Here is a 14,660-nt window from a genome sequence, read left to right as displayed (position 1 = left end):
CACCGGGCAGCCCGCGGCAAAGGTCATGACCACCGCCATCTGCAGGAGCACCTTGAAGGTGTCGCGAATCTTGCCCGCGGAGAATTCGAAGAAGCTTTCCGCGCAATCACCGCCCTGCAACAGGAAGGCCCGACCCTGGGTCACCTCGGCGAACTGCCGGCGCAATTCGCGGGCTTCGCCAGCAAACACCAGGGGCGGATAGCCGGCCAGGGTGCGCTCGACATCGGCGAGGCGGGCTTGATCGGGGTATTCGGGCTGCTGCTGGATGGGCAGGCTTCTCCAGCTGGTGGGGCTCCAGGGCGCGGACATGATTTTCTCTGAGTGGTGCGACGAAGCCGTCCATGGTAACCGATGACGGGCGCAACGCTCGATAGACAGTGCCCATCGCGGCTACCATGGGCGGCTATAGAGGAGGGTGGTGATGGTCGAGTCGGAAGTATTGCTGGAAGAGGTCGTCGACGACCATGGCCGGATCCGGGTGGTCGAGGTGGGGCCTTATCGCTTCCTGGAGTTCGGCGAGGAAGTGGAGCAGAGCTGCGTCTTCACCGCGGATCCCGCCTGGCTGGAATACGACTACAACCGCGCCATGCTGCTGGGCGCGCTCTGCCACCCGCAGCCCCGCCGTGCGCTGTTTCTCGGGCTGGGCGCCGGTACCCTGACGCAGGCCTGCCTCAAGTGGCTGCCCCTGGAGGCCGTGGAAGCGCTGGAGCTGCGCCCCGCGGTGCCGCGCCTGGCGCGGCAGCATCTGGGTCTTGGAGAGGATCCGCGCCTGGCGATCCGCATCGGCGATGCCCTGGACCTGCTCGACAGCGCAGCGCCTGCCGATCTGATCTTTGTCGATCTCTATACCGACGTCGGCCCCTCCAGCGCCCATTTGGCCTGGCGCTTTCTGGAAAACTGCCAGGCCAAGCTCAATCCGGGCGGCTGGCTGATGATCAACCAGTGGAGCGCCACCGACGGCAAGCCGCTGGGCGCCGCGCTGCTGCGCGGGCTGTTCCGTCATCACTACTGGGAGTGCCCGGTGGTGGAGGGCAACGTGATCCTGCTGGTACCGGCAGGTCTGGAACAGGAGCTGGACGAGGCGGGTACGCGGCAGCGCGTTCGGGAACTGAGCCTGCGCATCGGCTTCGATCTGGAGTCCTATTTGGACAACTTGCGTGCGGCAACCTGACCTCAAAAGTAGACCAAGGTTCTCTGGAGAAATGTCCAGGGTTCGGGTATTATTCGCCCCGGTCTTTTTGACCTTCCGTTCAGGAACTGCATTTTCCCGGTCCGCCACCATGGCCACTCCGGTCGTGCGTTCGCCCGACGGCGAACAATCCTAGACGCTTCACCCCCTTTCATCCGCTATTTCGCAAAAAGCTCACACCTTGGCTGCCTGGGCGACTTCGGTCATTCGGATAAGCGCAGCTCTTGGCTTTGGGGTCTTTGCGAAGCACACGAGGCAAGACAATGACCCAGGACATCAGCAATTTCGCTGCGCTCAATCTCAATCCCGCCATCCTCGCCGCCATCAAGGCCGTCGGTTACGAAGAGCCGTCGCCCATCCAGTCGCAGTCCATTCCGGTGATCCTCGCCGGCCACGACATGATCGGCCAGGCGCAGACCGGTACCGGCAAGACCGCAGCCTTTGCTCTGCCGCTGCTCTCGCAGCTCGACCCGTCCCGTCGTGAACCCCAGATTCTGGTGCTGGTTCCTACCCGTGAACTGGCCCTGCAGGTCGCTACCGCCTGCGAAACCTATTCCACCGAGATGCCTGGCGTCAAAGTCGTGGCTCTCTACGGCGGCGCGCCCATGGGTCCGCAGCTGAAGTCCCTGCGCATGGGTGCCCAGGTACTGGTCGCCACCCCCGGCCGCCTGTGCGACCACCTGCGCCGTGACGACAACCTGCTGGCCACCGTCCAGCGCCTGGTGCTCGACGAAGCTGACGAGATGCTCAAGCTGGGCTTCATGGACGACCTCGAATTCATCTTCGAAGCCATGCCGGAAACCCGCCAGACCGTCCTGTTCTCGGCGACCCTGCCGCCGTCGATCCGCGCCATTGCCGAACGTCACCTGAAAAATCCGCAACACGTCCGCATCGCGGCCAAGACCCAGACCGTCGCCCGCATCGAGCAGGCGCATCTGATGGTCCATGCCGACCAGAAGCCCGCCTCGGTGCTGCGCCTGCTGGAAGTGGAGAACTTCGACGCCCTGATCGCCTTCGTGCGGACCAAGCAGGCGACCCTGGACCTGGCCGAGCTGCTCGAGCGCCAGGGCTACCGCGTCAGCGCCCTGAACGGCGACATGCCCCAGGCTCAGCGCGAGAAGACCATCGAGTCCCTCAAGGACGGTTCGCTGGACATCGTGGTCGCCACCGACGTGGCGGCGCGCGGTCTGGACGTGGCGCGCATCACCCACGTGCTCAACGTGGACATGCCCTACGATCCCGAGTCCTATGTGCACCGTATCGGTCGTACCGGTCGTGCCGGTCGTGAAGGCCGCGCGCTGCTGCTGGTCACCCCGCGCGAGCGGCGCATGCTGCAGGTGATCGAGCGCGTTACCGGTCAGCGGGTCGGCGAGATCCGCCTGCCCGACGCCGAAGCCGTGCTGGAAGCCCGTATCTCCCGTCTGGCCGATGGCGTGGGTTCGCTGCTGGCCGATGCCGATGCTACCCACGGCGCGCTGCGTCAGGAGCTGTGCGAGCGTCTGCAGTGCGATCCTTCGACCCTGGCCGCTGCGCTGCTGGCCAAGCTGACCGCCGGCCGCGCCCTCGATATCGAGTCGTTGCGCCGTGAGCAGCCGCTGACCCCCGGCGCGGGCCGTGGCGACCGTCCGCGTACCGAGCGCGGCGATCGTCCTGAGCGTGGTGAGCGCGGCGAACGTCCGGATCGTGGTGAGCGTCGCCCGATGCAGCCGCTGCCGGAAGGCCGCGTGCGTTGCCGCACCGCGCTGGGCGCCCGCGACGGCGTTGCCGCCAAGAATCTGCTGGGTGCCATCATCAATGAAGGCGGCATGGATCGCGAGGCCATCGGCCGCATCCAGATCCGTGACTCCTTCAGCCTGGTGGAGCTGCCCGAGGACGGCCTGGAGCGTCTGCTGACCAAGCTCAAGGACACCCGCGTAGCCGGCAAGGCCCTGCGCCTGCGTCGCTATCGCGAGGATTGATCCCCAGCGTTTCGCTGGCAAAGATCAGGCCCCGGCGCTGTAAGGCGTCGGGGCCTTTTTATTGGGATCGAATCGTTCCCTGGCTGATGAACACGCTACCCGCGCTGGAGTGAGCCATAGGGAGCGCCGTTTTCCTGTGCTTGGCGACAAGGCATGGGGCGATCACCCTGGAAGCAGGCGCCTGGACAAGACACGGCAGCTGGGAAAGGGACTGCAGGCGATGGTCGCGCCTGATGGGGGCTGCGCGCCCGTGGCGCTTGCCAGCGCGCCTCTACAGCCCCATAGGGGTCTATCTGCTTCTGGCTTCGAGATGGACCTGGTAATGATCCAGAACGTAGTGAACGTCTTCAGCGACTCTTTGCCGCCCACCACAGAATACGAATGTTCCCAGGCCATCCTTGTGGCAGAAAAATTCACCCGATGCTGTGTCCCCTGGGCGCGGGAGGGTCCTGATTTTCAATGTCGGCAGGTTCTCGCTATCCGGGAGCGACAGGTGCGTAACATAAAGCCTTTCACGGGACAGGTGTCTTTTCGGAAACATCAGGTAGGCCCAGGCATCGGCACCGTGGTGGGCCTGCAAGGATTCGCAGAGACCCAATTGAAGCGTCAGGTGAAGCAGGCGCAGGTCTATTCCATGGGCGAGCTCTACCATTTCGGCCGTGGGTCCTCCGCCACGGCGGTAGGCAATTTCCAGCAGCTCGAAGCCATCGTCGGCGTCGCCGAAGGCTTCGATATGGTAGACCCCATCAGGCCCGTCAAACGCAGCCATCACGCGCTCGATGAAAGGTCGCCAGCGTGCCTGAAGATCGTCTTCGGGCACGGAGAGGTACCCCAGCGGGCGCTCGGCGAGATAGTCGATGGGTTTTCCCAGGTATTCTCCCGCGGACAGGAATGCCAGCTGTCTCCTTAGGACGACTGCATCTAGCTGATACAGCGGCTGGCTGTTATAGGTTTCAAGGATGTACTGGCGGTCGCTCATATCCTGATAGGCGTCATCCTTACCGCTGTGAATGTCGGAAAGCTCGAGGGCATTGGTGATGATCTTGACCCCGACGGCGCCAGCCAGGGATCGGGGTTTCAGGATGATCGGGAATGTCGCCGCGCCGCCCTTGATCTGGTCGAGTGTGAGTTCTCTGGGCGTTGGGATGTCGAACGACTGGGCGATCTGCTACATTCGCTTCTTGTCGCGAAACCGTGCCGCCACCTCTAGCGTTAGCCCTGGCAGTCCCCAGCGCTCATTGGCCCAGGCCGCGATGTGTACCGCGAATTCATCATTGGGTAGGACCGCAGTTACCCGGTACTCGCTGGCGATTCGGTCAAAGGCTCTTTCAATCTCGGCATGGGCGGCAAAGTCACGAACCAGAAAGGTGTCGGTGCGAATCAATTCCGCTCCGGCCTGATCCAGCAGATCCTCCAGAAGATAGACGAACGTCCAACGCGGTATGGGGTAGGTGGTGCTGATGTTGGCGATTACCTCACTGACATCCAGTTCAGAGGAAATGATCAGTATGGTGTTTGGCTGGTCTAGTCTCATGACGCAATTAGCCTCCAGTTTTGTGGAAAATCCTCTGAGGCAGGCTTATTCCAAAGCGGCTTTTCACTGTTCAGCGGCCACCTCGACCCGGTAGTTGTTATTCAGGTAGTCGATGTCCTGGAGCACGAGATTGCGGTTGCCACAAAATACGAAAGAACCCAGCGAATCCTTGTAGCAGTAGAATTTTCCCGACGCTAGGTCGCCTGCTCTGGGCATCGCGTAGGTTCTCAGAGTCGGCATGTTTTCGAGGGGCGGAAAGGAGGTTTGCGTGACGTAGAGCGGATCGGTCGCAAGATGCTTTTTAGGAAAGGTCATGTAGCCGAAGGCTTCTTCCTTGCGTTGGATATCGAGCGACGGCGCTAAACCGCAATTGTGCGGCCAGATGGATATGCTTCAGGTCCAATCCATAGACCATTTCTATCATCTCCACGATGGCAGCGCCGCCAGGTCGATAGGCGATTTCCAGTAGTTCTGCACCGGCGAAGGCTTCTATGTGATAAAGCCCGTCAGGCGCATCGAATGCCGCTATCACGGCTTCAGCGAAATGGCGCCAGGTATCCTCGATCATCCGCTCGGGAACGGACAACGTGCCGAAAGGTTTTTCCTGCAGGAAATCAATGGGTTTTCCCAGGTATTCGCCGACCGATATGAATGCCAGCGTTCCTTCGAGAACGACACAGTCTATATGATAGATACCGCTTGGATTGTAGGCTTCGATAAGATACTGACGCTCACTCATGTCCTGGTAGTCAGAGTTGAAATCTATATCTATTCTTGAAAGTTCTTCTGCTGCGTAAATGATCCGGACACCTTGAGCCCCTGCCAGCGAACGCGGTTTGATGATGACGGGGAACTGGATCTCTGCGCGCTTGATTTCATCAAGGGTTATTTCCCTGGCTGTCTTGATGCCTGCTCGCTGAGCAATTTCTTTCATCTTCTTCTTGTCGCGAAAACGTTGAGCATCTTTTCGAGCTATGCCCTGGAGTTGCCAGCGATCATTTGCTGACGCAGCGACGTAGAGTGAGAATTCATCAAAAGCGACCGCCGTAGAGATTTTATGGCCGTGAGCTATCCTATCCAGCGCATCCGCCACCTCAGTGGCGTTAGCGAAGTCGGATACGATGAAGTTTTCCGGCCGTTTGAGTTCAGCGCGTGCTTCGCCCAGGTAATCCTCCAGCAGGAAGACGAACGCCCAGCCCTCCAGGTCATGCAGCTCCTTTATCGCTTCCAGGTGCGAGGTGACATCAAGGTCGGAAGAAACGATCAGCACAGTAGGTTTGTCGTGCATTTCAATGCTCTGCCTTGGGTTCGGCTGCCCGTATCGCTCCGTGGACACTGGCTGGAAATGCTCTGCGCTTATAGGCCTTTCCGATAGGATGGGGCCATCGAGCGCGCAGGGCCTCCGGCCCTGCGCGCTAAGAGCATCCCATTGCTGCAAGCGGGGCGCCGACAGTCATCAGATATAGCTTTTCAGGCTTCCGCGACGTTTGACATCCAGCGTCGCGCAGTGAAAAGAGCCTCCAAAGGTTTGGAAGTGTTTGAACGGACAGAGGATGGTCTTGAATCCCCACTTGCGAAAGGCACTGATCAATGCCTCCTCGTCCTGTTCAACGACGACAGTTCTTTCGTCCAACATCAGTACATTGATGTGAATCCACTTGGAGGTGATGTAAAGCGGATGGTCATCTGGCAGGTTGGACGGCGGAGGATTTAAAATTTCCCAGTCTTTGAAGAGGTCAGGAATCCGCGGCACCCAGCCTTTGTTGACCAATACACGACCTGGTGCCAGTGGCAATATCGTCGTGTCGATATGCATGGGTCCCGGCTCTTCAAACTCATAGATATGGATGCGATAGTCTGGCTCGAGAGTTCTGCGCAGCCATTCGATTCCTTTGTTGTTGGTTACATGGCTACGCTGCCCTATGATGTCGCGGCCCATTTTCATGAAATCGGCAGCGTCAAATAGCGGTTCCACCTCGGTGATTATGGACTTGAATGGAATCTCCTGGTCGAAGTCATGATCCTTTTCCCAGATGTCGTCTTTCAGCATCGGCTTGGGTGCTGAGATCCAGTCAGCACCTCTGCTGAAGTAATCGTTCAGGATGTCACGAAAAGCGAAGGTCTCGAAGTAACGGCTGCGCCAGGCCATGGGCACTTCAATGATCTTTTTGCCGATTGCGAAAAGGCAGTCCCTTGGCATGGCGGAGTAGAAGGTGCCACCTGTCGTGAAATGGGGAGTCACTAAGGGCTGATGGTGATTGGACTCGTTTGGCCGCTTTACTCTTATGCCCTCGGCTTCCAGTATCCTGGCCAGCGTATTGACTTCCTGCCTGGCTTTGCTGACCAGCTCTTCTGGAAAACGTCGTCCTGAGTAGGTCTGGAAAAAGTCGCTCGATTCCCTGGGTATGATGGCTCTCAAGCCGGTATCCCATTCAGGTACGCGAATGTCATCCATTATTCCAACTATGACCTCTTCCAGGGGGTCCCACTCCGTATAGACTTCTACTGGGCTTTCCAGGCTGGAAAAAGATGAGGACTCTTCTGTTTGGAATTCCATGGCCAATGGCCTCCAGCAGTAAGTGAAGAGTGTATGTTTGGCGAAAAAATACTGGGTGGCAAGAGAGGCGGTTAAGTAAATAGATATTGTCGGATTATAAGATAACGGTATTCCTATGTGTTGGTCGAGTGTTGGGCCAGAAGTGCGGGTAAGTGCGCGCGCCTTCTGCTTAATTGATATTTCTTGTGGGGTGATGATTTATAGTGCGTCTTCCTGACTGCTGCCGTGTTTTTAGAGGGGATGTGGTTGGCGGCTTGATCCGGTCAGGCTATTTGATAAAAAGGAGATGCATCGGTTTGCACGATAGGTGTTGGCGTACATGTAATAAGTAGGGCGAAAATTAATATGCTGGTAGTACTTCTTTGAAGATCATGCGGCAGGCATGTCATGGCGGAGATGGCGTGCATCTTCATGGCTTATTGAAATCGCTCTGGGCAATTCAATGATGGGGAGAGGCGCTTCGGGGTGCTATTGAAGGCTCACCGTGAACGCTGCCCAGGAGGTTGGGCTGCACCTGACCCGCATCGGTACTTTGCGCAGCGTAGATTCGCTGGCCAAGGCTGATCGTCGCCCGGCTACCTTTCAGAAAATCGGGATAGGCCGGCTTGCCAGCAGCACAAAGGAAGATGGCCTCATCACTGGCGATGCCCATCCTGGAGTCGTAGGTAAGTCTTCGGCTTCGCGTGCTCCTGGAAGGGACGGGGCAGGGTGGGTATCGAAAGACCAGGGCTGTGCGCCGTCCAACGTGGGCCTGGGCCTTTTCAGCTGGGCCGAAGCAGCGAGTTCGCTTCAGCTACGCCGCTGTCCGGTTGCCGAGCCAACATGCGATCTGATTGCCGGCAATGAGTATCGCCAAGGGAGGGCAGGTTGGGGTGCGCGTTGGGGCATCAGCGCCCTGCTGGGCACCAGCTCGAATGCCGCTTGCGCTAGCGGTCTGGTTGCGCCCAGCTAAGGTCGCCGAGGTGCGTCTGGATGCGGCCGCAGGATCTGCGGTCGCGTTAAAGGATCACCTTGTCCTTCAGCTTTTCCGCCGCCAGTTGCAGCGCCTGAATGACCCGGTCCTTGTCGTAGTTCTGGATGTTGTTGGTATCCAGGTACATGGAGAAGCCCGGCAATTCGTGCTCGACGTAGCTGGGGGAGGCGCCCAAGTCGCGGCGGAAGTCCACCACCTGGTAGATCTGCACCGGCTTGCTGAAACCCTTGACGGTGATCCAGCTCTTGTCGCGGCACATGATGGTTTCCTTGACCAGCGAATAGGTCTCGTGGCTGATCAGGATCTCGCCGGCGTCGGCGGCGTTTTCCAGGCGGCTGGCCAGGTTCACTTCGCGACCGATGATGGTGTAGTCCATGCGCGTGCTGGAACCGAAGTTGCCGACCGTGCAGTAACCGGTGTTCAGGCCCATGCGGATCTCCAGTGGCTTGTTGATGCCCTGGCTGCGCCACTGCTGGCGCAGGACCTTCATGTGCTTGCGCATGGCGATGGCCATGGAGACCGCGGCCACGGCGTCTTTCTTGGCGCCCTGGCTGTTGGCGTCGCCAAAGAACACCATTACGCAGTCGCCGACGAACTTGTCGATGGTGCCGCCGTACTTCACGGCGATCTTCGACATCTCGTTGAGGTAGTTGTTGAGCATGTCGGTGAGGGCTTCGGCCTCGAGTTCTTCGGACAGCTCGGTGAAGCCTTTAATGTCGGAAAAGAACACCGTGATCTTCTTGCGCTGGGTGCCCAGGGCGATGTGCTGCTTGCCGGTGAAGATGGATTCCCAGACCTGGGGCGAAAGGTACTTCGCCAGGTTGTGCGCCAGGATCGCCGACTTCTCCTGCTCGCGCTTGAGGTCGTCGTTGATCTGGATCAGGCGCTTGCGCTGCCGGTGCAGAAAGTAGCCGGTGCCCCAAAGGTGCAGCATGGTGCCCACCACGCTGGTGACCGCCACCAGCAGCGGGCTGGTCAGGTCGACGCCCTGGAAGAAGGTGGCACTGCCCAGCGCCGCGGCGCTGGTGGCGAACAGCAGGCAGAGACCGAGCAGGCGGGGGCCACCGCGCAGCATGCTGGTGTAGCCGAGCATGAACAGCAGCATCAGGGTGGGCATCAGCGGAAAGCGCAACACCACCGCGGCCATGCCGACGTGGATGGCGTCTACGGCGGCGAGCATTACATCGGTCTGGGCGCCACGGTCGCGCCGGAGCTTGAGGCTCAGGGTCTGGGCCACGTGCGGATAGAGCAGGGCGTAGGGGATCAGCCAGAGGCCCACGGCATCGGCCTGGACGTAGTAACCCGCAGTGACGCTGGCAGCGGCGATCAGATAGGCGAATACCCGGGCGTAGTAGACGCCCAGGCTGTCACCGGACGCAGCGAGGAACCGGTTGAGCGCAAACTTCATCTGTCGGGTCCGTTTCGAAAAAGGCGAGAGGTCGGGATAACTCCGTTCGCGACGATGAAAGCGGCCGGGTTTTCTTGCATTGGCGATCTTAGCCGACCGCCCCGGCGGCGGCCAAGATTGTCGGCCATTCCGCTGCTGTGACAGCCAGATTCGGCAGTCATCCCTGGGTTACACTGCGGCATCTTTACAGGAGAGACGCTATGGATGCCCTCGCAGCCCTTTGCACTCGCGCCTCGGTCGGTCGCCTGACCGAGCCAGGTCCGACCCCCGAGCAACTCGAAATCCTGCTGCGCGCCGCGGACCGGGCGCCGGACCACAAGCTGCTGCGCCCCTGGCGGCTGCTGCTGGTGGCCGGCGAGGGCCGCACCGCGCTCGGCGAGCTCTATGCCGACGCCCTGCGCCGTCGTGAGCCCGATGCGGATGCAGCGGCCCTGGACAAGGCTCGGCGCATGCCACTGCGAGCGCCCCTGGTGATCGCCGTCGTTGCCACCCTGCAGGAGCACCCCAAGGTGCCCGTCCAGGAGCAGATCATCACCGCTGGCTGCGTTGCCCACGGCCTGGTCAACGCGGCCTTCGCCCTGGGGCTGGGGGCGGTCTGGCGCTCCGGTGACTTCAGCTACGACCCCTGGGTGCTGCAGGGGCTCGGGTTGGCCGAAAACGAACAGCTGGTGGGCTACATCTACCTGGGCACGCCGGAAGTAGCGCCGCGCGTCCCGGCGCCGCGTGATCTGAGCGCTCAGGTCAGCCATTGGCCAGGACCGGCCTGAGCGGCAGGATGACGGTGGCGAGAAAGCCGCCGTCCGGATGATTGCTCAGGTGCAGCTCGCCCCCATGGCGCTCGATGGCGCGGCGGGCGATGGCCAGGCCGAGGCCGTAGCCAGTGGCGTGCTGTTGATCCGAGCGGAAGAAGGGCTCACCCAGGCGCGGCAGGTCGGCTGTCTTGACTCCGGGGCCGTGGTCGAGCACCTGGATGCGGATCTCGCCCTTGGCTGCCGTCGCCGAAATGACAATGGGCTGCGCGGGTGGATTGAAGCGCAGCGCATTGCGCAACAGATTGTCCAGCGCGCGTTCCAGCACGTCCGGCCAGCCATCCAGCCGCAGGGCGACGGGCACGTCGAGTTCCACACGCTGCTGAGGTGCGCTGAGCTGGGCATCCTCCACCAGGCCTTCCAGCAGCGGATGCAATTCCAGTTGCTCGGGTGGACCCGGGTCGGCCTCCTGGCGAGCGAGGGCGAGGATCTCGCCGATCAGGGTTTCCAGGCGATCGCATTCCAGGGTCAGTCGCGGCCACATGTTGCCCAGATCACGGGGATCGGAGCGTTCGGCCAGCGCCAGGGCGATGCGCAGCCGCGCCAGTGGTGACCGCAATTCGTGGGACACGTCGCGCAGCAGCTGCCGCTGGCTGTCGATCAGGCGCTGCAGGTGGGCGCCCATGCGATTGAAGTCTTCGGCCAGCACGCCCAGTTCGTCCTTGCGCCGGGCCAGGCGGGCCAAGGTGTCCTGCTGATAGGCAGTCTGCCCGAGGTCGTGGACGGCGCGGCGCAGATGATTGAGCGGTCGGGTCAGACTCAGGGTCAGCAGCAGGCTGAACAGGGTCAGCACCACGGTGGCGATAGCCAGCATGCCGACCGGCCAGAACAGGCTCTGCCGGCGCCATGCGCCCAGCTCGGGCGTCGGCAGGTGGTAGATGAACAGGTAATTCTGGCCGCTCGGACTGGTGTATTCGTCGGTCAGGCGTCGCCAGGGTAGGGGCCGGTTGGGATCGCGGGCGCCGGGGCCGGGACGCTGCTGCCGCTGGGGCTGGTCGAGATCCTGGTCGAAGATGCGCGGTGGCAAGGTGACGCGCACCAGGGGCGAGCCGTTCTCGCCCAGCACCAGCACATCGATGCCGTAGCGGCCCTTGCGCTGTTCGAGCAAGCCCTGGGCAGCGGCGGGACCGTCGTTTTCATAGCGTTGCACCCATTGTTCGGGAAGGTCGCGCAAGCCGGGATGCTGCGCGAGGATCCAGGAATCCTGGTCGGCCAGGTGGCCGAGCAGCATGGTCAGGCCGACCGCGGAGAGGATGGCCAGCCAGAAGGTGGCGAAGATGCGCCAGAAGAGGGAACGAAAAACCATGCGGTCGCCTTGGAAGCTGCTCAAAGTCTGCTGCGCGTCGGCCAAACGGCGTTGAAAATGCCCTGGAAGGCCAGCCCCACCTAGGCGGCCCCGTCGGAATGCTCATTTACCACCCGTAAATCCGAGCGCGGGTCCGATCCGCTTCCTCAGGCATTTTCGTGGGGCCGCCTAGGCCTTGTTTATCTCCAGCTTGCGAGACGTTGGGCAGGTTCTTGATAGGACGCTGCGCCGAGGACTGTCGGCGCAGCGATCGGGGATTACGAGGACTTGTGGTCCTGCTTCCACTGCTGGAATTCCGCCCACTCCTTGGCGCGATCCTCGCGCTTCTTCTCCATTTCGTCGAAGCGCTTCTGCTGATCGGGCTTGAGCAGGGCGCGAATGGACTGGCGGGTCTTGTCGCGATTGCCATCCAGCTGATCGTGCAGGGCCTTGCGCTGGTCCTCGGGCAGCTTGTCGAGATAGCTCTTGACGATCTCGCGCTGCTGCTGGCGTTCCTCGCCCATCAGCTTGCCGACCTGCTCGCGTTGCTCGGGCGTCAGCTTGAGGCCACGCAGGGGGCCATCGCCACGCGGGCCACCGTCCATCAGCTTGCCGTGGGGCGGCGGGGTGAGGTCGGTGCTGTCCTGGGTGGCGGCCAGGGTCAGGGTCGGCAGCAGGGCAGCGAACAGCACGGCGGGCATGAGTTTGCGCATCGGGAAATCTCCTTGGGATGACCGGTGCAATACCGGATGAGCCCAGTCTAGGAGTGGGGGAGTCAGTGGCGGTCAGCGGGCGTAAAGAGGGGGTAAAGGCTGCGCGGAGGACTAGACGCTGTAGTAGTAGCCGCGGCCCCGCAGCGCCAGGATGCGCGGGCGACCGTCGGCATGGCTGCCGAGCTTGCGGCGCAGATTGCTGACGTGCATGTCCAGACTGCGATCGTAGAGCGTCAGCTTGCGTCCGAGTGCTGCCTGGGCCAGCGCCTGCTTTTCCAGGGGTTCGCCCGGCTGGCGCAGCAGGGCTTCGAGGATGCGACTCTCGGTGAGGGTCAGGGTGATCTCGGTTTCGCCGATGTTGGCGACGCCCCGTGCCAGACTCAGCGACAGATCGCCAAGCTGCAGGCGGGCCGCGGGTTGGGCCGGATGGCTGCGCCTGAGGATGGCTCTCAGCCGTGCGGTGAGTTCACGCGGATCGCAGGGTTTGGCCAGATAGTCGTCGGCGCCCAGTTCCAGGCCGAGGATGCGGTCCAGCGGCTCGCCCCGTCCCGACAGCATCAGCACGGGCAGTTGCGGATGATCGCTGCGCAGCTGCTTGAGCAGTTCCAAGCCACTGCCGTCCGGCAGCATCACATCCAGTACCACCACGTCCGGCGTGGCTTCGCGCAACTGGGTGCGGGCATCGCTGCCGGCATGGCAGGCGGTGACTTCGAAGCCTTCCTGTTTCAGCCAGGCGCCGAGCAGCTCGCACAGCTCCTGGTCGTCGTCGATCAGCAGTATCTGGCTCATGGGATCAGTCTCGCGGTTCATCCATGGGTTGCAGACGGCGCGCCAGATAGAGGCCCTGGCCAAGCATGAACACCAGGGTCATCGCCAGACTGCCGAAGACCTTGAAGTCGACCCAGAAGCTTTCGTAGGTGAAGGCCACATAGAGATTCGCGCAACCGCAAACGATGAAGAAGATGATCCAGGCGATGTTCAGCCGCGTCCAGATCGGCGCCGGCAGGCGCACCGCGTGGCCCAGCATGCGCTGAATCAGCGGCTTGTCGCCGATGAACTGGCTGCCCAGAAAGGCCAAGGCGAAGAGCCAGTTCACCACCGGTGCCTTCCATTTCAGGAAGGTCTCGCTATGGAAGGCCAGGGTCATGCCGCCGAACACCAGGCAGGCGATCAGCGTCAGCCACTGGCTCTTTTCCAGCCGGCGCTGGGTCGCGAAGATCGCGCCATAGACCACCAGGGACGCAATGATCAGAACCGCGGTGGCACTGAAGATGCCGCCCAGGGTAAAGGCATGCCCGGCGAATTCCAGCGGACGCGGATCGAGCTTGTACACCAGGAAGAACAGGAGCAGGGGGATGAAATCGATGAATTGTTTCATTAACGCAGCCGATAACAGTGCATCGCGGCATAATACCTGATGAAGCCGGAGGAGAAAGCCATGCGTATCGACCTGCACTGTCATACCACCGCGTCGGACGGTGCCTTCGCGCCCGCCGAGGTGGTCAGACGAGCCCATGAGCGCGGGGTGCAGCTGCTGGCCATCACCGATCACGACACCCTGGACGGCTACGCCGAAGCCCTGGAAGCCGCGGATGGCCTGGGTCTGCGCCTGCTCCCCGGGATCGAAATGTCCTGTACCTGGGGCGGCGCCACGCTGCATGTGCTGGGCTACAACTTCGCCCCTGAGGCGCCGGAGCTGAATGCCGCCCTGGAAGCCCTGCACGAAGGTCGCTGGGAGCGCGCCCGGGAAATCGACCGGCGGCTGGCGGCCAAGGGCATGCCCGGCACCCTGGAAGGGGCTCGCGCGGTGCAACTGGCCCTGGGCGACAGTCGCAATGCGCCGGCCCGGCCGCATTTCGCCGAATACCTGGTGCAGGCCGGCCATGTCGCGGACCGCGGCGATGCCTTCCGCAAATGGCTCGGCGGCGGCAAGCTCGGCGACGTCAAGCAGCATTGGCCGACCCTGGCCGAGACCCTGGCGACGCTCAAGGGCGCCAAGGCCTGGATCAGCCTGGCGCATCCGCTGGCCTATGGCTTCACCCGCACCAAGCTGCGCAAGCTGATCGGCGAATTCGTCAGCGGCGGCGGCCATGCCATCGAGGTGGTCAACGGCGTGCAGCCGGCGGAGCAGGTCGGCACCCTGGCAATTCTGGCGCGGGAATTCGGTCTGATGGTCAGTGCGGGCAGCGATTTCCATGCGCCGGCCGAGTGGTCGGAGCTGGGCATGTACCGTC

The 14,660-nt window shown here is 61.8% G+C and carries 11 protein-coding genes and 2 pseudogenes; 4 read left to right on the top strand and 9 right to left on the bottom strand.

The annotated features are described in order from the left end of the window. On the bottom strand, positions 1-309 hold a 309-nt coding region (locus tag GSQ95_RS24930), incomplete at its 3' end, for a 3-deoxy-7-phosphoheptulonate synthase (RefSeq protein WP_178123849.1). Between the two features lie 112 nt (positions 310-421). On the opposite strand from GSQ95_RS24930, the gene GSQ95_RS24925 reads away from it, so the two are divergent. Together GSQ95_RS24925 and GSQ95_RS24920 are read left to right on the top strand one after the other, a co-directional pair. Beyond that, positions 422-1,171, top strand: coding sequence for a spermidine synthase (locus GSQ95_RS24925; protein WP_158893909.1), 750 nt, complete (start codon positions 422-424; stop codon positions 1,169-1,171). Positions 1,172-1,452: 281 nt separating this feature from the next. Continuing rightward, positions 1,453-3,147 carry a DEAD/DEAH box helicase gene (locus GSQ95_RS24920; protein WP_133860657.1) on the top strand — a complete coding sequence of 565 codons (1,695 nt, stop codon included), beginning with the start codon at positions 1,453-1,455 and terminating at the stop codon, positions 3,145-3,147. Positions 3,148-3,436: 289 nt separating this feature from the next. Here GSQ95_RS24920 and GSQ95_RS24915 read toward each other — a convergent pair. The 4 genes and pseudogenes from GSQ95_RS24915 to GSQ95_RS24900 all read right to left on the bottom strand — a co-directional run bounded on the left by GSQ95_RS24915 (position 3,437) and on the right by GSQ95_RS24900 (position 9,619). After that, positions 3,437-4,681, bottom strand: a pseudogene (locus tag GSQ95_RS24915) (acetyl-CoA carboxylase biotin carboxylase subunit family protein). A 63-nt stretch (positions 4,682-4,744) separates the two neighbouring features. Next, a pseudogene (locus GSQ95_RS24910) lies at positions 4,745-5,969 on the bottom strand (acetyl-CoA carboxylase biotin carboxylase subunit family protein). A gap of 168 nt (positions 5,970-6,137) precedes the next feature. After that, positions 6,138-7,238, bottom strand: a complete 1,101-nt coding sequence (locus GSQ95_RS24905; RefSeq protein WP_158893911.1) for an amidinotransferase — start codon at positions 7,236-7,238, stop codon at positions 6,138-6,140. A 998-nt stretch (positions 7,239-8,236) separates the two neighbouring features. Next, the gene (locus GSQ95_RS24900; RefSeq protein ID WP_158893913.1) at positions 8,237-9,619 is read right to left on the bottom strand and encodes an adenylate/guanylate cyclase domain-containing protein; all 1,383 of its coding nucleotides are present in this window, start codon (positions 9,617-9,619) and stop codon (positions 8,237-8,239) included. Positions 9,620-9,819: 200 nt separating this feature from the next. Here GSQ95_RS24900 and GSQ95_RS24895 point away from each other — a divergent pair, with 200 nt between their 5' ends. Continuing rightward, positions 9,820-10,386 (top strand): nitroreductase, encoded by a 567-nt coding sequence (locus tag GSQ95_RS24895; protein ID WP_158893915.1) that lies wholly within the window; start codon positions 9,820-9,822, stop codon positions 10,384-10,386. Here the strand turns inward: GSQ95_RS24895 and GSQ95_RS24890 are convergent. The 4 genes from GSQ95_RS24890 to GSQ95_RS24875 form a co-directional block, all read right to left on the bottom strand. After that, positions 10,361-11,734 (bottom strand): HAMP domain-containing sensor histidine kinase, encoded by a 1,374-nt coding sequence (locus tag GSQ95_RS24890; RefSeq protein ID WP_158893917.1) that lies wholly within the window; start codon positions 11,732-11,734, stop codon positions 10,361-10,363. The genes GSQ95_RS24895 and GSQ95_RS24890 overlap by 26 nt on opposite strands. 257 nt (positions 11,735-11,991) lie before the next feature. Beyond that, positions 11,992-12,426, bottom strand: coding sequence for a Spy/CpxP family protein refolding chaperone (locus tag GSQ95_RS24885; protein ID WP_158893919.1), 435 nt, complete (start codon positions 12,424-12,426; stop codon positions 11,992-11,994). Between the two features lie 111 nt (positions 12,427-12,537). Continuing rightward, positions 12,538-13,215 (bottom strand): response regulator transcription factor, encoded by a 678-nt coding sequence (locus tag GSQ95_RS24880; RefSeq protein ID WP_133860652.1) that lies wholly within the window; start codon positions 13,213-13,215, stop codon positions 12,538-12,540. A 4-nt stretch (positions 13,216-13,219) separates the two neighbouring features. Next, entirely contained in the window at positions 13,220-13,804 is a 585-nt protein-coding gene (locus GSQ95_RS24875) for a septation protein A (RefSeq protein WP_158893921.1), read from the bottom strand. Positions 13,805-13,864: 60 nt separating this feature from the next. On the opposite strand from GSQ95_RS24875, the gene GSQ95_RS24870 reads away from it, so the two are divergent. Further along, positions 13,865-14,660: PHP domain-containing protein (locus tag GSQ95_RS24870; RefSeq protein WP_158973980.1), on the top strand; the 796-nt coding region annotated here is incomplete at its 3' end.

This window comes from Pseudomonas sp. BAV 4579, from assembly GCF_009765395.1.
GTDB lineage: Bacteria > Pseudomonadota > Gammaproteobacteria > Pseudomonadales > Pseudomonadaceae > Chryseomonas > Chryseomonas aestiva.
The sequence above is the reverse complement of the archived record's forward strand: the minus strand, read 5'-3'. Positions and strand labels throughout refer to the sequence as shown.